The sequence below is a fragment of the Olsenella kribbiana genome (genome assembly GCF_036408795.1).
In the GTDB taxonomy this organism is placed as follows: Bacteria; Actinomycetota; Coriobacteriia; order Coriobacteriales; family Atopobiaceae; genus Olsenella_L; species Olsenella_L kribbiana.
Genome location: NZ_JAZGJP010000017.1, coordinates 1 through 24,680, shown reverse-complemented (window position 1 = coordinate 24,680; position 24,680 = coordinate 1). Strand labels below are relative to the sequence as shown.

Annotated in this window: 24 protein-coding genes; 20 read left to right on the top strand and 4 right to left on the bottom strand. The window is 61.6% G+C overall.

Going from position 1 to position 24,680, the window contains the following annotated elements:
• Position 1 precedes the first annotated feature (1 nt).
• The 18 genes from VXJ24_RS09720 to purN all read left to right on the top strand — a co-directional run bounded on the left by VXJ24_RS09720 (position 2) and on the right by purN (position 17,804).
• Entirely contained in the window at positions 2–1,039 is a 1,038-nt protein-coding gene (locus VXJ24_RS09720; RefSeq protein ID WP_330972723.1) for a DUF4013 domain-containing protein, read from the top strand.
• 267 nt (positions 1,040–1,306) lie between these two features.
• Positions 1,307–1,600, top strand: a complete 294-nt coding sequence (gene rpsF, locus VXJ24_RS09715; protein ID WP_330972722.1) for a 30S ribosomal protein S6 — start codon at positions 1,307–1,309, stop codon at positions 1,598–1,600.
• A 48-nt stretch (positions 1,601–1,648) separates the two neighbouring features.
• Entirely contained in the window at positions 1,649–2,122 is a 474-nt protein-coding gene (locus VXJ24_RS09710) for a single-stranded DNA-binding protein (protein ID WP_330972721.1), read from the top strand.
• 57 nt (positions 2,123–2,179) lie between these two features.
• Complete coding sequence (rpsR, locus tag VXJ24_RS09705; protein WP_330972720.1) at positions 2,180–2,449, top strand: 30S ribosomal protein S18; 270 nt, start codon at positions 2,180–2,182, stop codon at positions 2,447–2,449.
• A 32-nt stretch (positions 2,450–2,481) separates the two neighbouring features.
• Positions 2,482–3,534: a DUF2232 domain-containing protein gene (locus VXJ24_RS09700; protein ID WP_330972719.1), complete on the top strand. Its 1,053-nt coding sequence runs from the start codon at positions 2,482–2,484 to the stop codon at positions 3,532–3,534.
• 37 nt (positions 3,535–3,571) lie between these two features.
• Positions 3,572–4,102, top strand: coding sequence for a 50S ribosomal protein L9 (gene rplI, locus VXJ24_RS09695; protein WP_330972718.1), 531 nt, complete (start codon positions 3,572–3,574; stop codon positions 4,100–4,102).
• Positions 4,103–4,554: 452 nt separating this feature from the next.
• Positions 4,555–5,952, top strand: coding sequence for a replicative DNA helicase (dnaB, locus tag VXJ24_RS09690; RefSeq protein ID WP_430623820.1), 1,398 nt, complete (start codon positions 4,555–4,557; stop codon positions 5,950–5,952).
• Between the two features lie 131 nt (positions 5,953–6,083).
• Complete coding sequence (locus VXJ24_RS09685; RefSeq protein ID WP_330972717.1) at positions 6,084–7,364, top strand: adenylosuccinate synthase; 1,281 nt, start codon at positions 6,084–6,086, stop codon at positions 7,362–7,364.
• A 73-nt stretch (positions 7,365–7,437) separates the two neighbouring features.
• Positions 7,438–8,739 carry a phosphoribosylamine--glycine ligase gene (gene purD, locus VXJ24_RS09680; RefSeq protein WP_330972716.1) on the top strand — a complete coding sequence of 434 codons (1,302 nt, stop codon included), beginning with the start codon at positions 7,438–7,440 and terminating at the stop codon, positions 8,737–8,739.
• Between the two features lies 1 nt (position 8,740).
• Positions 8,741–9,529, top strand: a complete 789-nt coding sequence (locus VXJ24_RS09675) for an NUDIX hydrolase (protein WP_330972715.1) — start codon at positions 8,741–8,743, stop codon at positions 9,527–9,529.
• 108 nt (positions 9,530–9,637) lie between these two features.
• On the top strand, positions 9,638–11,371 hold the full coding sequence (locus tag VXJ24_RS09670; RefSeq protein ID WP_330972736.1) for an ABC transporter ATP-binding protein: 1,734 nt from the start codon (positions 9,638–9,640) through the stop codon (positions 11,369–11,371).
• 116 nt (positions 11,372–11,487) lie between these two features.
• The gene (locus VXJ24_RS09665; protein WP_330972714.1) at positions 11,488–12,420 is read left to right on the top strand and encodes a hypothetical protein; all 933 of its coding nucleotides are present in this window, start codon (positions 11,488–11,490) and stop codon (positions 12,418–12,420) included.
• Positions 12,421–12,470: 50 nt separating this feature from the next.
• Entirely contained in the window at positions 12,471–12,932 is a 462-nt protein-coding gene (gene purE, locus VXJ24_RS09660; RefSeq protein ID WP_330972713.1) for a 5-(carboxyamino)imidazole ribonucleotide mutase, read from the top strand.
• Positions 12,933–12,963: 31 nt separating this feature from the next.
• The gene (locus VXJ24_RS09655) at positions 12,964–13,413 is read left to right on the top strand and encodes a GatB/YqeY domain-containing protein (protein WP_330972712.1); all 450 of its coding nucleotides are present in this window, start codon (positions 12,964–12,966) and stop codon (positions 13,411–13,413) included.
• 110 nt (positions 13,414–13,523) lie between these two features.
• Complete coding sequence (gene srtB / locus VXJ24_RS09650) at positions 13,524–14,564, top strand: class B sortase (protein ID WP_330972711.1); 1,041 nt, start codon at positions 13,524–13,526, stop codon at positions 14,562–14,564.
• A 26-nt stretch (positions 14,565–14,590) separates the two neighbouring features.
• Positions 14,591–16,117 carry an amidophosphoribosyltransferase gene (gene purF, locus VXJ24_RS09645; RefSeq protein ID WP_330972710.1) on the top strand — a complete coding sequence of 509 codons (1,527 nt, stop codon included), beginning with the start codon at positions 14,591–14,593 and terminating at the stop codon, positions 16,115–16,117.
• Between the two features lie 2 nt (positions 16,118–16,119).
• The gene (purM, locus tag VXJ24_RS09640; protein ID WP_330972709.1) at positions 16,120–17,184 is read left to right on the top strand and encodes a phosphoribosylformylglycinamidine cyclo-ligase; all 1,065 of its coding nucleotides are present in this window, start codon (positions 16,120–16,122) and stop codon (positions 17,182–17,184) included.
• Complete coding sequence (purN, locus tag VXJ24_RS09635) at positions 17,181–17,804, top strand: phosphoribosylglycinamide formyltransferase (RefSeq protein WP_330972708.1); 624 nt, start codon at positions 17,181–17,183, stop codon at positions 17,802–17,804. The genes purM and purN overlap by 4 nt, the downstream gene beginning before the upstream one ends.
• A gap of 79 nt (positions 17,805–17,883) precedes the next feature.
• Here the strand turns inward: purN and VXJ24_RS09630 are convergent, their stop codons facing one another.
• The 4 genes from VXJ24_RS09630 to rlmD form a co-directional block, all read right to left on the bottom strand.
• The gene (locus VXJ24_RS09630; RefSeq protein ID WP_330972707.1) at positions 17,884–18,840 is read right to left on the bottom strand and encodes an L-lactate dehydrogenase; all 957 of its coding nucleotides are present in this window, start codon (positions 18,838–18,840) and stop codon (positions 17,884–17,886) included.
• Positions 18,841–18,973: 133 nt separating this feature from the next.
• Positions 18,974–19,504 carry an alcohol dehydrogenase catalytic domain-containing protein gene (locus VXJ24_RS09625; protein WP_430623822.1) on the bottom strand — a complete coding sequence of 177 codons (531 nt, stop codon included), beginning with the start codon at positions 19,502–19,504 and terminating at the stop codon, positions 18,974–18,976.
• 130 nt (positions 19,505–19,634) lie between these two features.
• A complete protein-coding gene (locus VXJ24_RS09620) occupies positions 19,635–20,495 on the bottom strand; it encodes a spermidine synthase (protein WP_330972706.1) in 861 nt (286 codons plus the stop codon).
• Between the two features lie 11 nt (positions 20,496–20,506).
• Entirely contained in the window at positions 20,507–21,706 is a 1,200-nt protein-coding gene (gene rlmD / locus VXJ24_RS09615; protein ID WP_330972705.1) for a 23S rRNA (uracil(1939)-C(5))-methyltransferase RlmD, read from the bottom strand.
• 172 nt (positions 21,707–21,878) lie between these two features.
• On the opposite strand from rlmD, the gene VXJ24_RS09610 reads away from it, so the two are divergent.
• Positions 21,879–22,844, top strand: coding sequence for a lactate/malate family dehydrogenase (locus VXJ24_RS09610; protein ID WP_330972704.1), 966 nt, complete (start codon positions 21,879–21,881; stop codon positions 22,842–22,844).
• Positions 22,845–23,025: 181 nt separating this feature from the next.
• Complete coding sequence (locus VXJ24_RS09605; RefSeq protein WP_330972703.1) at positions 23,026–24,504, top strand: radical SAM/SPASM domain-containing protein; 1,479 nt, start codon at positions 23,026–23,028, stop codon at positions 24,502–24,504.
• The last annotated feature ends 176 nt before the right edge of the window (positions 24,505–24,680 follow it).

Genomic DNA, 24,680 nt, shown 5'->3' with positions numbered 1-24,680 from the left:
CATGGCAGAAAGCGCTGAGACAAAGGAATACATGGGCCGCTCCTGGCGGATGCTCACGCATGACAAGGGATGGTACAAGCCGCTGCTCGTGCTGCCGCTTGCCAAGCTCGTGCCGATTGCCGGTCCCCTCGGTGTCTGGGGCTACCAGGCAGAGTGGGCACGGCTTTCCGCTTGGGGGAAGGAGACCTACCCGAAGCAGTCCGGCGTGAAGGTCAGTGCCTGCATCAAGAGCGGCTGGCGGGCATTCCTGGCGATGCTCGGCTACGCCGCTGTCTACTTCATCCTCCTGGCAGCGGTGCGCCCCTCGGCAGATGGCCTGGCTGCGCTCCTCTGGAACTTCGTCGCCATCCTCTGGAGCACGATTGCCTGGGTCGCCGCCATCCGCGCGACAATCTACCAGCATGCACGTGCGGGATATCAGCTTGACCGCATCTGGGACATGCTGAAGCGCGACTTCGGAAGCATTGCCGAGATCGCCCTCGTGCTCTTCCTGGGGAGCCTCCTGATTGAGGGCTTCTGCATCCTCTGCGCCCTCATCATCGTCGTGCCGTCTCTGGCCGAGCTGGGCGGCCTCTTTGCCTATTCAGGCTCCGCTGCCGCCATCGCGGTTCTGGCGGCCCACTTCCTTGCCCGCTTCGCGCCCTGGATGGTGCTTGTGCTCTATCTGGCAGCTGTCTTCGCCACAGCGCTCCAGACTGTAGCCGTCAATGCGCTTGGCCTCTGGTTCCAGCAGTTCGATGTCCCCCATTGGGGAAGCTCGAAGGACCCCCTGCCTGACTCTGCGAAGAAGGACGCCGAGATGCCTGGCGAGCCGGCCCAGGCTGCCGCAGAGCCCCAGGCGACGCCTGCGCCTGGGGACAAGGGCACGCCTGAAGCGGCTCCTGCGCCTGCAGAAGAGCCGGATAAGGCTGCAGAAGAGCCCGAGAGGAAGGGCCTGGCAGGAGGCCTTCCTGCCATCGGCGAGAGCTCTGCTCCTGCAGATGAGCCGGCAACGCTCATCATGCGCCGCCCGGAGGATGAAGATCCAGACGAGCGCTGAGGCAGAAGAGAGATGCGCTTCAAGAAGGCGGAGGGCCCTGAGCCTTCCGCCTTTCTCTTGCAAGAAAGCTGCACATAAGATGGCAGCAGGGGCTGCCAAAGCTGTCAGACGGGTCTGCTACAGTGCACATGAGCTGCACATGGCGAAGGAAAGTTATGGAGTTCAGGGGAAGAGAGCCTGTCCTGTGGTATGGTTCTAGACCGAACCTTTCCTGCTCGGGGCGCGACCTTCACGACCCTGAGCCACTAGCCCAGAGGAGGTGACCACATGAAGGCCTATGAACTGCTGTTTTTTGTCGATCCTGCTTCTAACGAAGAGGTCCGCGCTGGTGTCATGAAGCGCATTGACGTCGCAATCACCGAGAACGGTGGCCAGGTCGACAGCGTCGACGATTGGGGCAAGCGCAAGCTCGCCTATGAGATCGACGGACTCACCGAGGGTGACTACACCCTCATCAACTTCCATGCCAATGCAGCCGACATTGCCGAGCTTGACCGCGTCCTTCGCATCAACGACGCAGTGAAGCGCCACATGATCGTGGCCCGTCCGGACAAGGACTAGCTATGGAAGCGCGGGCATAAAACCCGCAGATGAGAGGTTGTGAGCAGCGTGAGCATCAACAGGGTCGTTATTTCGGGCAATCTGACGCGTGACGGAGAGATCCGTGCTACGGCAGGCGGCACTACCGTGCTGACCTTCGGCGTGGCCGTGAACGATCGCCGCCGCAATGCATCCGGCGAATGGGAGGATGTCCCCAACTTCGTGGACTGCGTGATGTTCGGCACCCGTGCCGATGCCCTTGCACGCTTCCTCACGAAGGGCACAAAGGTTGCTCTGGAAGGCAAGCTTCGCTACAGCTCATGGGAACGCGATGGGCAGCGCAGGAGCAAGCTCGAGGTCATTGTGGACGATCTGGAATTCATGTCGTCCCGCCAGGGCCAGGGCAGCTCCCAGAGCCAGGCGCCGCGTGCGCAGCAGGCTCCGAGCTTCTCTGCTCCGGCAGCTTACGGACAGACCTCTCAGCGTCCGACTCAGCAGACGCCGCCTTCGGCGGATGTCTACGACGAGGACATTCCCTTCTAGCAGGAACAAGAAGAACTCAGGTGGCTCCGGCTGCCTGAAAAGAAAGGCAAATTAGACATGGCTCAGGATTTTCAGCGTCAGCCGCGTCGCAAGTATTGCCAGTTCTGCAAGGAGGACGTGGACTACATCGATTACAAGGATGTCCAGCTCCTCCGCAAGTACACGACGGACCGCGGCAAGATCAAGCCGCGTCGTGTGACTGGCGCATGCACGCAGCATCAGCGTGACCTCGCAGTCGCTATCAAGCGCGCTCGCGAGATGGCCCTTCTGCCGTACACGGTTTCCGTGGTCTCCAGCCGCGGCGGCCGTGGCCGCAACCGCGACTAGCCATATCCCGTCTCGAGCAGAGCCGGCAGGCAGTGAGCGAAGAGAAGGACAGGAACGCTTCCGCTGGCTGGCACCACGTGCCAGCTGAGTCGGGAGCAGAGCTCGCTCCGAGAGGAGCCTTCGAGGCACGCACGGAGGGGCCGGACAATCTCGTGTCCGGACTCATCTGGTGTGTCGCAGGAGCTGTCGTCTCCGGGTTCATTCCGCTGCTTTCTGGCTTTGCCACGGCGTATGGCACCTGCCTTGCCACGAAAGGGCGCGGCGCAAGGGAGAGCCTTCTGGCTCTTGCCGCTGCCGTCGTTCCGGCTGTGGCTGTGGGAGCGGTGACACAGGCCTCCTCTCTGATGGAGCCTGTGCTGCCTGCCATCTCGGGCTTCATCCTGGGGCTTCTGGTGGCAAAGAGGAAGCTCCGTGCCAGCACGCTTCTGTGCGCCGTGCTCGGACTTGCCGCTGCTCTCATCGCGGCGGATGCCGTCCTCTCCTATGCTGCGGGGACGACGCTCGGCGCGAGCATCGATGCCATGCTCACGGCAGCTGCTGCAGAGTATGGGGAGATGGCCGGAAGCTCGGAGGTGCAGAGCGCCCTTGAGGGCGCGAATGCGCTTCTTCGGCAGTACTGGCCGCTTGCCTATGCTGCAATGGCGGCTGCGTGGTGTGCGAGCGCGGGACTCGGGTGCGCGATGTTCGTGCATTCAGGTCCTGACGCAGCAGAGTGCGCCGTGAAGCTCCGCGATTTCGATCTTCCGATCTGGGCGCTCGTGGCACTTGTCGCGACGTTTGCCTTGACGGTCATGGACCGCGAAGGCATGCCCGTGCCGGCAGAGGTCGTGTTCTGGGCGAAGAACCTCCTTCAGGCTCTTCGTGTCGCATGCGCGATCCAGGGCATCGCGGTCGCTGTGTGGTTTCTGGCGACCCAGGAGATCGGACGCTTCGGACAGGTGCTTGCCAGCATCCTGTGCGTGTGGCTCGAGACAGAATTCATGGCAATGAGCGTAGTGGGCCTGGTCGACGGCCTCGCGGATTTCCGCAATATCGAGCGGAAGGGTCTGCGGAGCTACCAGTACCGGGCTTCTGAAACAAAGTAGGAGTTGCCGCAAGGCAACCAACCGAAGGAGTGTCCCAATGAAAGTCATCCTTATGGGTGAGCTCAGGGGCAAGGGCGGCGAGGGCGACATCGTCGACGTCGCTCAGGGCTTCGCGGAGAACTACCTGTTCCCCAACAAGATCGCCCAGCCGGCTACCCCTGGCAATATCAAGCAGCTCGAGCAGCGCCGCCGCAACATCGAGAAGCGCGAAGCAGAGCGCATCGCGAAGGCGCAGGAGCTCAAGGCTCAGGTCGATGGCAAGTCCATCAAGGTCGATGCCAAGATCGGCGACGACGGCCAGCTCTTCGGCTCCGTCACGACGACCATGATTGCTGACGCCCTCAAGGCCCAGCTCGGCGTCGAGGTCGACCGCAAGCGCGTCGAGCACGCTGCTGCCATCAAGACCGTTGGCCGCCACACCGTGACGATCAACTTCTACCGTGACATCAACGCCGAGATCACCGTTCTCGTCGGCGATGTCGAGGAGCCGGAGCCCGAGCCGGAGGCCGAAGAGGCCGAGGGCGAGGAGGCTCCTGCCGAGGAAGCAGCCGAGACCCCTGCTGAGTAGGTGATATCTTCACCTGCCCATCCCTTATAGACAAGGGATTTCAACAGGAAGTTCTGCCAGACGTGTCTCTTGGCAGGTCTGGCAAGCACCTCGAACACTGCGCCCTTCCCAGGACTTCAGCCCCGGGGGAGGGCGCTTTTTGCTAGACGCCTCAAAAACACGCAATCTACCTGCGGAAATGAAAGAATCTGCACGTAGATGCCTATGGGGCATGAGAGGAATTCTTCAGAATGCGGCCCTGACCTGCACGAAGGCACGCGTGTTCTGTTTGTAGAAAACCTCATGAAGACGTCTTCGACAAATTGTTGAAAACGTGGAAAACCAGCAAAGCCACAGGTTGCAGGGCATGAGGCTTTCACCATCCTCTGCAAGCTCTGTGTCAGACGCCTGCAAGGCAAAGGAAAGCTCCGGGAAAGGCTTGCACTGCAGCCGGGTCAGGGAAGGAGGAGCAAATGGCCGACAATGCCGGATACCGCCGCGAGGACGAGACACCTTCGCTTCCGGCCGAGCCCGTCATGCCGCAGGATACGGCAGCCGAGGCATCGGTCCTCTCCGCCATGCTGCTCTCGCCTGATGTGCTCCAGGATGCGCTTGTCGAGCTCTCGCCGGACGACTTCTATGTGCCGTCGAACCGCACGATCTTCCTTGCGATGCGCGACCTCTTCGACAGGAGCCAGCCGGTCGACCCGATCTCTCTTGCCGACTACCTGAAGTCGGAAGGCGAGCTTGCGAAGGTCGGCGGAAGCACCTATCTGCTCGAGCTCTCGGGCAACTCCTTTGCCCTGGCGAGCTGGCGCCACCACGCAGAGATTCTGCGCCGCGACTCGACGCTCAGGAAGATCATCCAGGCATCGACGAAGGTCACAGCCCTTGCCTACGATGCTCCCGAGGATACGAAGGAAGTCGTCGATCAGGCAGAGAAGCTCATCCTCAATGCGACGGACTCCGACATCAAGAGCAACTATTCGACGCTCGAGACTGTCATGGAGGACCTCTACAACGAGCTCGGCGAGATGGCGGCACAGGACGAGAAGTTCCTGGGCGTCCAGACGGGCTTCCCCGGCATCGACAAGCAGCTTCTGGGCCTGCGTGCAGGCCAGATGATCGTCGTCGGTGCCCGTCCTGGTGTCGGCAAGACCTCCTTCGCACTGAACCTCGCCGTGAATGCTGCGGCAAACGGCACGACGGTCGCCTTCTTCTCGCTCGAGATGTCCAAGGTCGAGATTGCGCAGAGGCTCCTTGCGGCCCAGGCCAGGGTGAGCCTCCAGGACATCCGTGCTGCGAACATCCGCGACAACCAGTGGCAGCAGCTCCTCCAGGCCACGGTCGACCTCTCGCATCTCGACATCATGATCGACGATACGCCGGGCACGACCGTGACCGAGGTACGAGCCAAGGCACGGCGCATGCTCCACGGCAAGGAGAAGAACGCTCTTGTCATCCTCGACTACCTCCAGCTCGTGTCTCCGCCTTCGGGAGGCAGAAGGTCCGACTCCCGTGCGACCGAGGTCTCCGAGATGAGCCGTGGCATCAAGATCATGGCAAAGGACTTGGGCGTGCCGGTCGTTGCCCTCTCGCAGCTTTCCCGTCAGGTCGAATCGCGTACGGGAAAGACCCCTCAGCTCTCCGACCTCCGCGAATCCGGTGCTATCGAGCAGGACGCCGATATCGTTATCCTCCTCGACCGCTCGATGACAGACGAGGAGGCGGCGCGCGACGACCGTCCGGACAAGGATGTCACGAACTTCATCATCGCGAAGAACCGTTCCGGCCCTCTGGGCGTCGTGCCGCTCACGTTCCTGCCGGGCTCGACGAAGTTCGTCGAGGTCGATACGCACCACGAGGAGTAGCTCAGAGCCCCACTCTGGAGACTCTCTTCTCATGCAAGATATGGCCTTCGGCAGATGTTGGCGTGCCGTATACTGAGGAGGTCCCGCGCCTGGCGCGGGGCCTTATCAGTTATGGACCGAGGAGGATTCACATGCCAGCATCAGTGCTTGTAGGCACGCAGTGGGGCGATGAAGGCAAGGGCAAGGTCACCGACCTCATCTCTGGCGACTTCGACGTGGTTTGCCGCTACGCCGGCGGAGCGAACGCAGGACACACGGTCGTTGCAGGAGGCCACAAGCTGGCGCTTCACCAGGTACCCTCCGGCGTCATGTACAAGGGCGTCTATCCGGTGATCGGCAATGGCTGCATCGTCGACCCCGAGGTTCTCCTCGGCGAGATCGATACCCTCGAGAAGCAGGGCATCTCCTGCGACGCGCTCAAGATCTCCGGCAATGCCCATATCGTCATGCCCTACCACAAGGATCTTGACGGCGCCCATGAGAAGAAGCTCGGCAAGAACCTCATCGGCACGACGAAGCGCGGCGTCGGCCCCTGCTATATGGACAAGATGAACCGCACGGGCCTGCGCATCCAGGACATGCTCGACGAGCACATCTTCCGCGAGAAGCTCGAGAGCGCGCTTGCCTACACGAACCCGATCCTCGAGAAGGTCTATGAGCTGCCGACCTACACGGTCGACCAGATCTGCGAGACGTATCTGCCGTACGCCGAGCGCATCCGCCCGTACATCGTCGAGTCCTCGCTGTTCCTCAACGAGCAGCTTGAGGCTGGCAAGAACATCCTCTTCGAGGGCGCCCAGGCAACGATGCTCGATATCGACCACGGCACCTACCCGTTCGTCACGAGCTCGAACTGCACCGCAGGCGGTGCTGTCACCGGCTCCGGCGTCGGCCCGACCCAGATCGACCGTGTCCTCGGCGTCGCAAAGGCCTATCTCACGCGCGTCGGCTCTGGCCCGTTCCCGACGGAGCTCTTCGACGAGACCGGCGACCTCCTCGGCGAGATCGGCCACGAGTACGGCGTGACGACTGGCCGCAAGCGCCGCTGCGGCTGGTATGACGCAGTCGTCGTGAACTACGCCGCCCGCGTCAACGGCCTCACGGACCTCGCAATCACGAAGCTCGATGTCCTCGGCTGCCTCGATGAGATCAAGGTCTGCGTTGCCTATGAGTGCGACGGCAAGACCTACCGCACGGTGCCTGAGCACCAGTCCGTCTTCTATCATGCGAAGCCGGTCTACGAGACGCTGCCGGGCTGGAAGTGCGACATCTCCGGTGTCCGCAACTTCTACCAGCTGCCGCGCGAGGCAAAGGACTACATCGACTTCCTCGAGCAGCTTGCCGGCGTCCGTGTCTCCATCATCACGGTGGGCCCGGACCGCGAGCAGACAATCAATCGCTACTGGAAGTAGCATCAGCTAAGCAAGCAGGGAAGGTGCCAGGTTCTTGTGCCTGGCACCTTCGGTCTTTAGAAGGAGGCCCCTGATGGCTGAAGACAAGGTCTCGATTCTTTTGCTGGGCGCAGGCGGCCGCGAGCATGCGCTGCTCGTGAAGCTTGCCCAGTCTCCGCGTGCCGGCAAGATCTATGTGGCGCCGGGCAATGGCGGCATGTACGATCTGGCCGAGAAGGCAGAGCTCGATCCTGAATCTCCTGAGGCGGTGGCAGCATTCGCGAAAGAGCACGGAGTCGGCCTCGTCGTAATCGGCCCTGAGGCGCCCCTCGTCAAGGGCGTCGGCGACGCTGTGCGTGCAGCTGGCATCCCGGTCTTCGGACCGAATGCCGAGGCGGCCCAGATGGAGGGCTCGAAGGAGTTCGCGAAGCATGTGATGGAAAAGGCAGGCGTGCCGACGGCAGCCTGGAAGAGCTTCACGGATGAGGATGCGTGCGCAGCCTACGTGAAGGAGCTTGCCGGCCCCTGCGTCGTGAAGGCAGATGGCCTTGCTGCCGGCAAGGGCGTCATCGTCGCGAACACGACCGAGGAGGCCCTCGAAGGCGTGCATGAATGCTTCAGCGGACACTTCGGCGATGCCGGCAAGACCGTGGTCGTCGAGGAGATGCTCAAAGGCCCCGAGTGCTCGCTTCTTGCCCTCACGGACGGCACGACCCTCGTGCCGCTTGCGACGAGCCAGGACCACAAGCGTGCGCTTGACGGCGACCGTGGCCTCAACACGGGCGGCATGGGCGTCTACTCTCCTGTTCCCATCCTTCTTCCGGGCGAGCTTGACCGCATGGTCGAGATCGAGCAGAAGGTCGTGGATGAGCTGAGGAGCGAAGGCATCACCTACTCCGGCTGCCTCTACGGCGGCTTCATGCTCACGAAGGACGGCCCCAAGGTCCTCGAGTTCAACGCCCGCTTCGGCGACCCCGAGACCCAGGTCGTGCTGCCGCGCATGAAGGGCGACCTTGTTGAGGCCTTCCTTGCCTGCGACGCAGGGACCCTCTCGCCTGACATGGTCTCCTGGGACGATGACTGGGCCGTCTCTGTGGTCCTCACGAGCGCAGGCTATCCTGGCTCCTATGAGAAGGGCAAGAAGATTGTCGGCGTCGAGGATGCCAATGCAATGCCCGGCGTCACGGTCTACCATGCCGGCACGGCTCTTGACGCGGATGGCAACCTCGTGACCGCAGGCGGCCGTGTCCTCGATGTGACGGCTGTCGCCGATACCTTCGAGGATGCCCGAAACCTTGCCTACGAGGCGTGCGACAAGATCTGGTTCGAGGGCAAGACCTACCGCCACGATATCGGCATCAAGGCCATCAAGGGCCGCGCTGCGCTCGAGGCTTAGCATGGGAAAGAAGATCGAGAAGCCGGAAGCTGTGGCGCTTTCGAGCGACGTGCTTCCGGACAAGAAGGACCTCGCTGCCGCCAGGACCGAAGCAGCAGCGACACTCAATGATGCAGCGGGTGCCTATACCTTCGACGGCGACAGGAGCGTCCAGGACCATCTTTCGGGCGCACCCGAGGCGCGGCACCTCGTCCTCGGCGAGGATGACCCCAGAGACCGCCAGCTCGAGGAGCAGGTGCTCACGGAGGACGTGGCCTGGACAGGTCGCATCTTCAACGTCGACCGGCTCCAGGTGAAGCTGCCGGACGGGAGGATGGCAATACGCGATGTCGTGAGGCATCCCGGCGCTGTCGCTGTCGTCGCGCTCACCGAGGAAGGGCAGATCTGCCTCGTGCGCCAGTACCGCACGGCCTTGGGACGCGTCACGGTCGAGATTCCTGCCGGCAAGCTTGCGCCGGGAGAGGATCCTCTGGCCTGTGCCGAGCGCGAGCTCAAGGAGGAGACCGGCTTCACTGCACAGAAGATGGCCTATCTCACGACGATTGCCACCTCTGCCGGCTTTGCCGACGAGCTCATCCATATCTATATGGCGACAGGGCTCAAGCTGGCAGAGAGCTCGCCTGATGCAGACGAGTTCATCAACGTCGATCTGGTCGACGTCGGCGAGCTGGTGGATGCGGTGCTCGACGGACGCATCGAGGATGCAAAGACCGTCGTCGGCGCCCTCATCTGCGATGCGGTATCGAGACGGCTCGATCCGGGCCCTGTGCCGGAAGACCAGCAGCAGTAACAGAGACGAGAAGAGGGAGTGCTTCGGCATTCCCTTTCCATAAGGAGAGCAGAAAGAAAGGCGGAACGGGTGGAGGCTAAGGCAGCAAGGCCGAAGAAGCGGAACCTCATGAGGAGCTTCCTTTCCTACTACAAGGGGCAGGTGCATCTCTTCGTCGGCGACATCATCTGCGCCCTCCTGGTTGCCGGCATCGACCTTGCGTTCCCTCAGATCCTGCGCGTCCTCACGAAGGGGCTCTTCACGGAAGGCCCGGACGCTATCCTCTCAGCCCTCTGGGCAATAGCTCTTGGCCTCGTCGCGATGTATGCCGTGCGCTTTGCCTGCCGCTACTTCGTGATCTTCTGGGGACACGTGATGGGTGCCCGTATGGAGTCGAAGATGCGCGAGGACCTCTTCGATGCCTATGAGCGGATGAGCTTCTCCTACTTCGACCGCCACAAGTCGGGCGACCTCATGAGCCGCCTCGTGAGCGATCTCTTCGATATCTCCGAGACGGCGCACCACGGCCCTGAGTTCCTGCTCATAGGACTCGTCGAGATTGTCGGCTCCTTCGTGATCCTGGCTGGCATCAACGGAGAGCTCACCGCGGTGCTCGCGGTCGTCTTGGCGGTCCTTGTCGTCTTCAACTTCTTCGCGAACCGCCGCATGGAGGCGGTCTTCATCGAGAACCGCCAGCGCATCTCGGGTGTGAACTCCCGCGTCGAAGATGCCTTGGCCGGTGCCCGTGTCGTCAAGAGCTTTGCTGCTGAGGACCTGGAAAGGAAGAAGTTCCGCCGCTCGAACGATGCCTACCTCGCCTCGAAGGTGCGCATGTACCATGCGATGGGCATCTACCAGTCGCTCATTGCCGTGATGATGGGAATACTCAACATCTGCATCATCATCGGTGGCGGCTGGCTCTGCGCCCAGGGACGCATGGAGGCGATCGACCTTTCGACCTATGCGCTCTATATCTCGCTCTTCACGACGCCGATCACGAACATCCTGAACTTCACGGAGACGTTCCTCAAAGCGGTTGCCGGCTTTGCCCGCTTCCAGGAAGTGCTTGACACGCAGCCCGATATCGAGGATGCGCCGGATGCGAAGCCTCTTGCCATCACAGAAGGAAAGATCGTCTACGAGGACGTGCACTTCACCTACCCCGGAACGGATAGCGAGGTCATACGTGGCCTCGACCTTGTCGTGCACCCCGGCGAGACGCTTGCGCTCGTCGGCCCTTCGGGCGGCGGCAAGTCGACCATCTGCTCCCTGCTGCCGCGCTTCTACGATGTGGATGCGGGATCCATCAGGATAGATGGACAGGATGTGCGCAAGGTCACGCAGAAGTCTCTCCATGAGCAGATAGGGCTCGTCCAGCAGGATGTCTATCTCTTCGACGGGACGATTGCAGAGAATATCGCCTACGGAAAGCCGGATGCGACGGCAGAAGAGATCATCGAGGCAGCACGTCGCGCCAACATTGCCGACTTCATTGAGACCCTGCCCGACGGCTTCGAAACTCAGGTAGGGGAGAGAGGTGCCCGCCTGTCTGGCGGCCAGAAGCAGCGCATCGCGATCGCACGCGTCTTCCTGAAGAACCCGCCGCTTCTGATCTTCGATGAGGCGACATCTGCCCTCGACAATGAGTCTGAAGGGGCGGTGCAGGCAGCGCTTTCCGAGCTTGCCCAGGGACGCACGACGATCGTGATCGCCCACAGGCTCTCGACGATCAAGGACGCTGACGAGATCGCGACCATCGAGCAGGGACAGATCGCCGAGCGGGGCACGCATGAGGAGCTTCTGGCCTTGGGTGGCACCTATGCCCGCTACTACCGCATGCAGTTTGAGGGAAGCCGTCTCTGAGAGGGACACGTGCCCGAAATAGTTGCGTATACTTAGCATTGGATGAGCCGGTCTGAGGCTGGCTCATGTTGGACCTGATGCAAGCGTTGCGCAGCGGCGAGGAAATGGGAGTGCGCATGCCCATAAAGCAGAGAAATGCCCTTGATGCCCAGCAGGCAGAGGAGCTCTTCGAGAAGGTCGACGAGACAGGCCACAGCAACAAGGATGCGGCAGAGCGCCAGCGCTCTCACCGGCGGCTCTTCGGACACGGCGTGGATGTCGACCCGCTTTCGGGAGATGACCCGTCCGGCTCGACGGTCGAGAAGTCGATCACGAAGGTTGCCATCACGGTCATCCTGATCTTCCTTGCGGTGCTCGTGCTCGCGCAGGTCTCCTGTGGCGTTGCACGCCGCCTCAATACGGCAAACCTCTCCGACGAGGCCAATGTCCGCACGGTCGCATCTGCCCTCTCAGGCGGCGTCGAGTGGGGCAATGGCTTCACGCAGTTCCCGGATGACTTCACGATCCAGGAGGCATCGGAGGATACCGGCAGGGTCGAGGTCACCGTCATCGATACCTCCTCGCGCGACACGATGGAGTGCTTCGCAGGCTCGCAGATCCAAGCCACGGCCTTCGCGGTCAATGCGCTCCTGAACCCCAACATCGATACGGTCATCTACCACGTCCAGGTGCATAGGGCATCTGACGGCACGATTGAGCGCTCCTCGCTCTTCGGATTCCTGAAGCCGACAGGCGACCTCGAATCGTTCATGACATTCATCTGGAGGAAGTCCACCTCGGCAAATGGCCGCGTGAACTTCACGTGCACGATTGCCGGCATGGATGAGGACATCCAGACGAAGCTCAGAAGCGAGATCACGACCTGGTCGCCGACAGAGATTCTGGGCTTGGGCGATGCAGGCGACAGCTCCGAGCCCACCGATTCGAGCTCGTCCACATCCACGAGCTCAGGTACAAGCTCGAGCTCCAGCTCGACCACCTCATCTTCGACCACAACGTCGACAGATACGTCTTCCACGACGGGCGAGACCCAGTCCAGCTCGAAGTAGCCATCAATCAAGAGGGCAGCAGCGCTGCCCGGATGTCTAGGAGGCATTGCATGGCAGAAACACCGCTTGTCGGCATCATCATGGGCTCGAAGTCCGATATGCCGACCATGGAGGCATGCACGAAGGAGCTCGAGGAGCTCGGCGTTCCCTATGAGCTCGTGATTGCATCCGCCCACAGGAATCCGGCAAAGGTCCAGGAGTGGGCAACTACGGCCGCTGACCGTGGCCTCAAGGTCATCATCGCCGCTGCCGGCAAGGCAGCGCACCTCGGCGGTGTCGTTGCCGCCTACACGCCGCTTCCGATCGTCGGCGTGCCGATGAAGACGTCCGACCTCGGCGGCATGGATTCGCTCCTCTCGATGGTGCAGATGCCTTCGGGCGTGCCCGTGGCCTGTGTCGCAATCGGCGGCGCAAAGAACGCTGCCATCTACGCCACGCAGATCCTCGGCGCGACGATGCCTGAATGGCGCGAGAAGATCGTTCAGATGAAGAAAGAGATGGCCGAGGCTTAAGCACCCGGCTTCCGGAAGAAGGAATGGAATCTTGACGAAAGAGGAACTGCTCGACGAGATCAAGAAGTCGATGAAGGCGCACGACAAGAACCGTACGCAGATTCTGCGCCTCGTGAACCAGTCCGTGAAGCAGATCGAGGTCGACGAGCGCCGAGATGTGAGCGAGGCCGACATCACGGCAGCCGTGAAGAAGCTCCAGAAGGTGACGGCAGAGGAGCTCGACGGCCTCCACAAGGCAGGCGAGGCCACGCACGCAGAGCGCATCGCGCTGCTCGAGGAGCAGGCAAAGATTCTCGACTCCCTGCTTCCCGAGCAGGTTGCAGGAGAGAAGCTCGAGCTTCTGATCGATGAGACCATGGCAAAGCTCGGCGCCACGACGAAGCGTGACATGGGCAAGGTCATGGGCGCCCTCACGAAGGCCACGAACGGCAACTTCGACAAGCCCTATGCAGCATCCTATCTGGGAAAGAAGCTGTCCTAGGAATCAAGGCTGCCTCCCGCGTGCGCGGGAGGCAGTTTTTTGTTACGCTCACTGCGATATTGCCCTCTCCCTGCACCTCGTGCAGGTCTTGCCGATATAGGAGCTAGCCTATGGCACGCCATATGAAACAGGACGTTTCCCCGGAAGACGAGGAACCGTCGGAAGAGATTGCTGCACCTGAGACGGACGACGAAGAGGCGTCTGTCACGCAGGGCGGCGCCTATAGCGCAGGCGATGAAGGGACGACGATCCAGGAGGGGTTCACGCCCATCGTCGGCCATGACAGGCATGCAGATGCACGGGACCGCAAGCGCAAGGGCAAGGCCTCTGCCTACGGCGAGCTCGATCCCTATGGCCTGGACGAGAAGAAGAAAAAGAAGCACCCGGTGCTTCGCGTGCTCTCGACCCTTCTCCTCATTGCCGGCGTCGTCCTTATCGGCATTGCGGGCTACATGTGGTTCCATGCGCAGCAGCAGTACCAGCAGCAGGAGCAGGTGAACGAGGAGCTTGCGCAGTACGCGACAGAGCCCGAAGACAATGCGAATGGGGCGCCTGTCATCGACTGGGCGGGGCTCGAAGCCATCAACCCGGATGTCGTGGGCTGGATCTACATCCCCGATACGGTCGTGAACTACCCGGTCTACCAGGGTGCCAACAACGACGAGTATCTCCGCCATACCGCGACGGGCGAGTATTCCCTGGGCGGCCAGGTCTTCATGGACTACCAGAATACGGAGCCGGGCATGCGCGATGCCCAGACGATCATCTATGGCCACCATCTGCTCGATGGCTCGATGTTCAAGCCGGTTGCCGATATGGCTGACCAGGCGACCTTCGACAGCCATCCGACGGTCTGGTATGTCGATGAGAACAATCAGAGCTACGAGCTCGAGCCGCTCCTTGTCTACAAGACGACGGCTGATGACACGAATGTGCGAACGCTCTCGTTCATGACAGGAGACGACTTCCACAGCTATCTGACGGATCTTCTGGGAAGGGCCACGGCTTCGCGCGCTGATGCTTCCGCGATTATTGCGCAGACGAGCCATGTGCTCACACTCGTAACATGCAACTACGACAATGGAATAGGACGAACGGTCTTGATCTGCGTGCCGAAGAGCGAGGCGGCAGCGGCTGATGCAGCTGCCTGATCTGGGGCACAAGGCGAGGGGAGAGCATGGTTTCTGATACCAGGGCTCAGGCAGAGGAGAGCCTCTGCGCAAGCCATCTCAATGAAGAGTGCGGCGTCTTCGGCATCTGGGCGCCCGACCGCGATGTGGCAAGGCTCACAGCCTTCGGCCTCAGGGCCCTGCAGCACAGGGGCCAGGAATCGGCGGGCATCGCCGTCGGCGACGGCAAGACGGTGCTTGTCCGGAAGGACCTGGGCTTGGTCGATGCGGTCTTCACGGATGCCGACCTCGGAGCCCTCAGGGGCAAGGTCGCCGTGGGGCATGTGCGCTACGGCACGGCAGGCTCCAAGAGCTGGGAGGCAGCACAGCCCCATCTCTCGACGATCGATGACACGATCATCGCTGTCGCCCATAACGGCACGCTCGTGAATACGGATGCGCTGCGCCGCGAGCTCATCGACCTCGGCGTCTTCTTCCGCTCCAACACGGACTCCGAAGTCGCCGCCAAGCTCATCGGCTACTTCACGATGCAGACGCACCACCTGCGCGAGGGCATCCGCCATACGATGGAGATGATTGACGGCGGCTATGCGATGGCGCTCGTGCGCGAGAATGCGCTCTATGCCTTCCGCGATCCCAATGGCATCCGTCCGCTCGTCCTGGGACGCCTTGGACACGACGACTATGTCGTGGCTTCCGAGACCTGCGCGCTCGATATCGTGGGTGCAAAGTACATGCGCGACATTGAGCCGGGAGAGATTGTGCGCATCTCGGATGACGGCCTCGCCTCCGAGCGCGGCGTCGAGCCCCGTCCCCGGGCGCGCTGCATCTTCGAGAACGTCTACTTCTCCCGTCCTGACTCCTATGAGGATGGACAGTCCATCTACTCCATGCGCTATGAGATGGGACGCCAGCTTGCCCGCGAGGCACCGGTCGACGCCGACATGGTCTTCGGCGTGCCCGACTCGGGACTTCCGCCTGCGGAGGGCTATGCCCACGAGCTCGGCCTTCCCTACGGCGAGGGCCTCATCAAGAACCGCTATATCGCCCGCACGTTCATCCAGCCGACGCAGGAGCTCCGCCAGCTCGGCGTGAGGCTCAAGCTCAATGCCCTGCGCGATAACGTGGCCGGCAAGCGCCTTGTGATGATCGATGACTCCATCGTCCGCGGCACGACGTCGAAGCAGATCGTCCGCATGCTCAAGGATGCCGGCGCCAAGGAAGTGCACGTGCGCATCACGTCCCCCGAGGTCAAGTGGCCCTGCTTCTACGGCATCGATACCGGCACGCAGGACCAGCTGATCTCTGCCCGCATGAGCGAGGAGGAGGTCTGCAAGTATATCGGCGCAGACTCGCTCCACTTCCTCTCGGTCGAAGGCCTCATAAAGAGCTGCCCTCGTGGCGGCTGGTGCTGTGCCTGCTTCACAGGCGAGTACCCTGTCGCTATCCCCGAAGAGTTCTCCGAGGGACGCTTCCTTACGGGCTACCGTCCCCACAACCTCACGAAGCCGCCAGTAGGCGCGCGCATGCAGATAGAAGAAGTGATCCAGGAGATCCACGAGGAGGAGCAGTGACCATGGAAACAAAGCATATGAACTATGCGGATGCCGGCGTCGATGTCGACGAGGGCGCACGCGCGGTCGATGCGATCAAGGCTGCCGTTGCAGAGACGAACCGTCCTGAGGTGATTGGAGGCCTCGGCGGCTTCGGCTCCTGCTTCTCGCTCGCAGCCTGCAAGGATATGGAGGACCCGATTCTCGTCTCCGGCACGGACGGCGTCGGCACGAAGCTTGCCATCGCGCAGCTCCTCGACCGCCACGATACGGTCGGCCAGGACCTCGTTGCCATGTGCGTCGACGATATCGTGCCTCTGGGAGCAGAGCCCCTGTTCTTCCTCGACTACATCGCTATCGGCAAGCTCCGCGCCGAGCATGTCGCAGAGATCGTGAAGGGCATCGCCGAAGGCTGCAAGATGAGCGGCTGTGCCCTTGTGGGCGGCGAGATGGCCGAGCATCCTGGCGTCATGAAGCCGGATGACTACGACCTCGCAGGCTTCGTCGTGGGTGTCGTCGATCGCCCCAAGATGATCGGCCCCGAGAAGGTGAAGCTCGGCGACGCAATCATCGGCCTTCCTTCCTCCGGCATCCACTCGAACGGCTACTCGCTCGTCCGCAAGGTCGCAATCGAGGGCAAGACCGTGGAAGAGCTCGAGCGTCCGCTTCCCGAGCTCGGCGGCGAGTCTCTGGCTGACGCCGTCATGCGCCCGACGACGATCTATGCCGGCAAGCTTATGAATGTCCTTCGCAAGGGCGCACCGCTCCATGCAATGGCACACATCACAGGCGGCGGCATCACGGAGAACCTGAACCGTGCGCTTCCGAAGACGCTTGACGCGGTCGTCGACCGAGGAGGTGCAGATGGCCCTGCCTGGGATGTCCCGCCTGTCATCGACTACTGCGTGAAGGCGGCAGGACTTACGCAGGACGAGGCCTACAAGACCTTCAACATGGGTGTCGGCATGTCCATCCTCTGCGCGCAGGACGACCTCGATGAGGTCTGCGAGGACCTCGAGGCAGAAGGCCTCCATCCCTTCGTTATGGGCGAGGTCACGGAAGGCACGGGCAAGGTGGTCTACCGATGAGCGAGGCAAAGAAGCTCAAGCTCGGTGTCCTCATCTCCGGCTCCGGCACGAACCTGCAGGCACTGATCGACCGCATCGCTGACGGCACCCTCGATGCCTCGATCGAGCTTGTCGTGTCGTCGCGTCCTTCTGCCTTCGGCTTGAAGCGTGCCCAGAAGGCAGGCATCCAGACGCTTACGCTCGACAAGACGATCTACGCCGACCCGATCCAGGCAGACATGGTCATCGCGACAGAGCTCAAGCAGAAGAATGTCGACTACGTCGTTATGGCAGGCTACATGCGCATGGTGCATGAGCCGATCCTCGCGACCTTCCCGGGACGAGTGCTCAATATCCACCCGGCGCTTCTGCCGAGCTTCAAGGGTGCCCACGCCATCCAGGATGCCTTCGACTACGGTGTCAAGGTCACAGGCGTCACGGTGCACGTCGCAGACAACCGCTATGACTGCGGCCCGATCCTGGCCCAGCGTGCCCTCGAGGTCGACCCTGCCTGGGATGTGGATGAGCTCGAGGCGCATATCCACGAGATCGAGCACGTGCTCTATCCCTATGTGATCGAGAAGCTTGCCCAGGGCAAGCTTGCCTACCGTCCTGACGGCGTGCCCTACCTCGCAGACTAGAAGCGGGAACAGGTCAAAGAAGAAGGGAGCCGGATTGTCTGGTCCGGCTCCCTTCGTGCATAGCCATGTTCTGGACAGCCTAGTTGCTGTCTACGATCTCGTAGTACTCCTCGAGGAGCTTTGCCGACTTCTGGAGAGCGGAAAGCTCGTCCTCGGCGAGGCGGATCTCGACGATCTCCTTGGCACCGGTGTGGTCCAAGATCGTCGGCACCGAGAGGAAGGCGCCATCGATCCCATACTGTCCCGTGAGGCGGACGCTCACCGGATGGATCGCATTGTCGTCGAAGAAGATCGAGCGGGCGATAGCGGTCACAGAAGAGGCAATGCCGTAGCAGGTGTTGCCCTTGCGGTTGAAGATGTCCCAGCCGGCTTCCACGACCTCATGCGCAAGCTCCTGCTTCGTCGTGCCCTTCGTGCGGGAGGCGTTGTCACGCAGGACATCGTCGATCCTCTTGCCGCCGATCGTGGCGGAGTCCCAGACGACGACCTCGGAATCGCCGTGCTCGCCCATCACATAGGCCTCGACATTCCGGGCGTCGAGATCGTACATGCGGGAGAATGCCGTGCAGAGGCGTGCCGTATCGAGGTTCGTGCCGGAGCCGATGACCTGGTTGGCAGGCAGGCCCGAGAGCTTCCAGGCGTAGTAGGTCATAACATCGACAGGGTTCGAGACGACGATCAGGATGCCATGGAAGCCTGCCTCCATGATCGAGGTCATGATGGCCTTCATGAGGCCCATGGATGGTCTCAGCATCTCGAGGCGGTCGTGGGAGTCCTTCGGCATCGGTGCAGATGCAGAGATCACCACGACATCGGCATCCTTGCACTCGGAGTAGTCTCCTGCCCTCACATGCATGTTGCGGTTCATGAAGTAGACGGAATGCTGGATATCGAGCGCCTCTGCCAAGGCCTTGTCCTTGTTCACGTCCACGAGAACAAGATCTTCGCAGAGCAGCTGGTTCACGAAGCTGTAGGCGCAGGTCGCACCGACGTTGCCGACACCGACGATCACTGCCTTCGAATTGCGGAATGCCATGTCCATCCTCTCTTTCTGAAAGCTGGCTGAGCGTCATCTACGATACGCTTCGATGAATCAGGCGCCGGCAGAAGACAGGAAATGGAGCATAAACGTCACAGCGGGGCAACAGAAGGTACATGTTGGGAGAGTCTCAGAGGACGATGACCGCCTTGCCTCCGGATCTCTCGCTGCCGAGCCAGGTGTGGGCTACCCTGAGCTCGGAGAAGGGGAAGACCTTTGCCGGTCCCAGGTTGGCATGAGTCCGTGCGATCTCGTCGAAGAGGGCCTGGAGGCGTGCCGCGGCAATGCCGACAGAGCTTGTGGCGCCGCGGACCAGGACATGGTCCGCGTCTTCCACCTTCAGGTTCTGGATCGACCCATAGGCGGTATATCCGGTCTCGGGGATGGCGGCAAGCTTTTCCCAGGGAAGATCGGACGCAACCGGATAGATCTGCTCATTCGGAACGAGTGCATACTCTGCATAGCTGCCATCGAAGGCACGTCCCATCTCGCCCATGAGGGAGACGACCTTCTGGCCGCGTGGCAGCCTCTCCGGATCGGTCGTCTCGGCAATCTCGCCCGTGCAGTCTATGCCCAAGATCCTCGGGAAGGCGACAGAAGGGGAGAGGCCCTGCCTCGTGAAGATCTCCGAATGGTTGAGGCCGAAGGCGCGGATGCGGATGAGCGACCGCCGGGGCGCACCTGAGGCACCGGGACCTCTTCAGGGGTGAGGGCTTCTGGCCCCTTCTTCATGGATCACATAGGCGCGCATGGGGAGCTCCTGTCTTCAGGGCACAGGAGGAGCCAAGATCTCAGCCTTCATCTTCAAGTATCGTACCCAGGAACTCCTCGTCGAAGGGGATGGCATCGGGAAGAGCGAGCGCTGCGTCTGTTGCCACGACGAGGTAGTTGTCCTCGCCTCCATACGTCTCGTCTTCGGCAGGGAGCACTGCGACGTGCGCGAAGACCTCTTCAAGCGTTGCCACGCAGTCGCGCAGGAACGAGACATCCTCTCCCTCATCTTCAGATACGACGTTTGCCGCATAGAGGCCGCCGGGCACGAGATGTGCCTTCATGGCACGTGCTGCCTCGACCGTGGCAAGCGAGCGTACAGGGAGAGCTCCTGTGAAGGCGTCGTTCAGAATCGCATCGAAGCGTGCATCTGCCTCTTCGAGGAAGGCACGTCCGTCAGCGCAGATGACAGAGAGGCGCTCTCCTGCTTCGCGCTCGAGCCGGTCGAGATAGAACCACCTGCGGGCACAGGCAATCGTTGCCGGGTCATGCTCGACGACGGTGAGCGAGAGATCTGCATGCTCTGTCAGCGCATGCTTCGGCCAGGCAAAGCCGCCTCCGCCGATCATGAGGACATGGGCGATTGCATGGCCCGATGCTGCTTCGAAGGCGGGGCTGGCTGAGAAGATGGCATCAAAGGCTCGGTAGTAGGCAAAGACGGGTTCAGCCCACGCATCTCCCAGATAGGTGGCGGACTGCCAGACACCGCCCTGCCGCATGACACGCACGGGCGTGCCTTCGATTCGATGGGTCGAGACAAGAGCCCATCCGTCCTGGCAGCGCACAAGATGGGGATCTGTCCTCTTCAGGGCGGCGACGGCTGCTGCGGTACCGGCGGCAAGCGCTCCTGCAGCAAGTACCTTCTTCATCCTGGAATCCATGAGGCTGCTCCCTAGCGCGTCAGCACAGCGACGGTCTCCGTATGCTTCGTGTGCGGGAACATGTCGACGCCCTGGATGGAGTCCACGTGGTAGCCGCGCTCGGCCAAGACCATGAGGTCTCTCACCTGTGTCTCGGGATTGCAGGAGATATAGGCGATGCGCTCAGGCGCCAGGGTTGCGACAGCCGAGAGGAACTCAGGCGTCGAGCCTGCGCGCGGAGGATCCAGGACCACGATATCGAAGTGGCGGCCCTGGCGAGCGAGCGCCTCGAGATAGTTCGTGGCATCGTCGCAGACGAAGCGGCATGCATCCTCAAGGCCATTGTCCCGCGCATTGCGCTTGGCAAGTCGGATTGCCTCGGCGCCCTTCTCGACGCCGAGGATATGGGCTTCCTTTCCCTGTGCCTTCGCTTCGGCGGCAAGGCAGATGCCGATCGTGCCAAGGCCGCAGTAGGCATCGAGCACCTCGAGGGCAGAGCCCTCCTTTGCAGCTGCCAGCACGGGCTCGATCGCAAGCTGATAGAGCTTCTCGGTCTGCTCCGGGTTTGTCTGGTAGAAGGAGACGGGGCCGATCGCAAAGCGGCAGCCCAGAAGCTCGTCGTGCATGACGCCAGTGCCCTTCAAGGTGCGGGTATGGGGTCCCAAGATTGCATTCGTCCTGCGCTCGTTCGAGTTCAGGGCAAGCGTCGTGACCTCGGGCGTGTACTCGAGGAAGCGCTCGACGAACTCCTTCTCGTGGGGCAGGCTCTCGCCGTTTGCGACGACGGTCAGGAGCACTTCATCGGTCTTCCAGGCGCAGCGCACGACAGCATGCCGAAGGACGCCGCGTCCGCGGTCTTCGTCGTAGGCAGAGATGTGCATGCGCTCTGCGGTCTTCGCAACTGATGCCAGGATGGCACGGCATCTCGGGTCTTCTGCCAGGCACTCGGGCACATTCATGATGCGGTGCGTGCCCTTGGCATAGAAGCCGTAGCGGATGCGTCCATGAGGGGCAGGGGCAAAGGGCGTCGCTGCCTTGTGGCGGTAGTGCAGAGGCTCGTCCATACCGACGATCGGGAGAAGCTCGGGTGCAGAAGCACCTTCGAGGAAGGGCCTGAAGGTCTCTTCGAGTGCCGCCTGCTTGCGCTTCAGCTGTATGGGATAGGGGACATTGAGCCATTCGCAGCCGCCGCAGCGTGCGGCAGAAGGGCAGGTGTAGGTACGGTATCCCATGGGGTCTCCTCGCTCTCGGTGCATGTTTCTGCTCCTGATGGTAGCCCTAAGAAGGCGCAGGTCTGCTGCTGGGTGGCCGAATGGGCCAAAATGGCACGGGTTCCTGTACAGCTCCTCTATGCAACGGGTAGAGTCGGATGTGGAAGATGCATCGAAGAGAAAGAAGGATGGCATGAAGAGCCAGGCAAAGGTCGGCATCATCGGAGCAAGCCATGTGGGAGCGCATGTCGCGAATGCCCTGCTCGAAGAGGGCCTTGTGACGGAGCTCTTCATCTCGGACAAGGATGAGAAGCTCTGCCGTGCCCAGGTGAACGATCTGCAAGATGCGATGGCGTTCTATCCAAGGGCCGCAAAGGTCCATGAGTGCGACACGCGCTATGAGGAGCTGGCTGAGTGCGATGTGATCGTGAATGCCACGGGCCATATCGAGGCGTCGCAGAAGGACCGTGACGGCGAGAATGTGGTCACGCCTGAAGAGGTGAAGACGTTTGTGCCCCGCATCATGGAGGCAGGATTTGCCGGCATCTGGGTGAGCGTCTCGAACCCGAACGACGTGGTGGCAGAGGCCATCTGGCAGGAGAGCGGCCACTATGACTGGAGGCGTGTCATAGGATCCGGCACGACGCTCGACTCTGCCCGCTTCCAGCATGCCATCTCCCATGCCACAGGCTATGACCCTCAGAGCATCCATGCCTGGATGCTCGGCGAGCATGGCTTCTCCGAGTTTGCTTGCTGGAGCCATGTGACGCTTGGGTGCCTCACGGCAGATGAGGTGGAGGCACAGACAGGCAGGAAGTTCGACCGCGACAAGCTCGAGGAAGAGGCACGCCGCGGCGGCTACGTCACGATGGTGGGCAAGCACTGCACGGAGTACTCCATCGCCCGCGGCACCGTGAAGATCGTCTCTGCCATCCTCGGCGATACGAAGCTCGTGACGCCGGTATCGACACGCATCGAGGGCGTCTACGGCGTCACCGGCGTCTGGGCATCCCTTCCCTGCGTCATCGGCGCTGCCGGCGTGGAGCACATCTTCGTGCCGGAGCTTTCCGAGGACGAGGTGGCCAAGTGGCAGGCAAGCTGCGCCCATATCCGTGCAAATGTGGATGGACTGGGCTGGCTCCATGCGTTCGGTGCATAGGCAACCCTGTCCATTCTGCTGATTGCGTTTGGATTCCTTTCAGAATATGCGCAAGGAGAGATTTGTGACTTGAGGGATGGCAGTGGGGTGGTAAAGTACTCCTAGTCAATTTGAATCGGCGTCAAAAATAGTTGCTATCTGCGGATACGCTGGTTCGGTGCACGCTAGAAGGAGAGGCACTATGCAGTCAAAGCTGGCTCATGCAGCAGAACGCAAGGCGTTCAGCATTGCGCTCGATCAGGCCCTGAAGACCGTTGCAGGTCCTGACCGCGAGAAGAACATCGACAAGTTCGTGGATATGGCAGGAAAGCTCCTGAAGGACACGAACCCGGGAGCTACCCGTGGCATGAAGGCAGCCCTGTATCCGGGGTCGAAGTGGGAGAAGTTCCTGTTCGACGTTATCGACCAGACCGACCACAACGTGCTCAAGACTGCCATCCTCAATGGCGGCTATGAGGCAGCATTCCGAGGACTTCGCAACACGACCGAGAATGCAGAGAAGTACCAGTGCAACGTGCCCTGGATCATCCTCTTCGATCCGACGTCTGCCTGCAACAAGCACTGCGTCGGCTGCTGGGCAGCAGAATACGGCAACCGTCTGAACCTCTCCTACGACGAGATCGACAAGCTCGTCACCGAGGCAGAGGCTCTCGGCACCCACCTCTTCATGCTCACGGGCGGCGAGCCGCTCGTCCGCAAGGCTGACGTCCTCAAGATCGCCGAGAAGCACAACGAGTCCCTCTTCAACATCTTCACGAACGCATCGCTCGTCGACGAGCCGTTCTGCCAGAAGGTGCAGGAGCTCGGCAACATCGTCTTCTCCGTCTCCCTCGAGTCCTATGAGCCGACCGTGAACGACGGCCGCCGTGGCGAGGGCTCCTTCGAGGAGGTCATGCGTGCCTTCGATCTCATGCACAAGTATGGCCTGCTCTATGGCACCTCGACCTGCTACACCCGCGCCAACGTCGAGCGCGTCAGCTCCGACAAGTTCATCGACCTTCTGATCGAGAAGGGCTGCCGCTACGCCTGGTACTTCCATTACATGCCGGTCGGCGACGGTGCCAATGCCGACCTCATGCCGACGGTCGAGCAGCGCGAGTACATGCTGCACCGCATCCGCGAGATCCGTGGCGTCACCGGCGGCAAGCCCATCTTCGCAATGGACTTCCAGAATGACGGCGAGTACGTTGGCGGCTGCATCGCAGGAGGCCGTGCCTACTGCCATGTGAACGCCCGTGGCGACGTGGAGCCCTGCGTCTTCATCCACTACTCGAACGTGAACATTCGTGACATGAGCTGGCTCGACTGCCTGCACCAGCCGATCTTCCAGGCCTACCGTGCTCACTATCCCTGGAACGACAACATGCTCCAGCCCTGCCCGATGCTCGAGAACCCGTACCTCCTGCCCGAGATCGTCAAGGAGTCCGGCGCACACAGCTCCGACTACACGGCCCCCGAGACCGCAGACCAGCTCTGCGAGCGCACCGCTCCGTATGCCAAGGAGTGGGCACCGAAGGCCAAGGAGCTCTGGCTCGAAGAGCACCCTACCGGAAAGAAGATCTACGCCGATGCCATGAGCTGCACGGGCGTCGATATCAAGGCAAAGGCCATCGCCGAAGAGGACAAGGAAGCCGAGAAGGCTCTGCAGGAGCAGAAGTAAGGCCTAGAGGCTCTGATGAATCGTCCAGGAGGGCACAGCGCAGGCTGTGCCCTCCTTTTCATAGAGGCTTTAGCCTGTGCCGCGCGGAACGCGCGGCATGAAAATCCACCCGCTGTGCGGGTGGAAGGCAACTATGCTATGCAACGAAACTCCTCCCTCCCTAGGATGGTGATTGT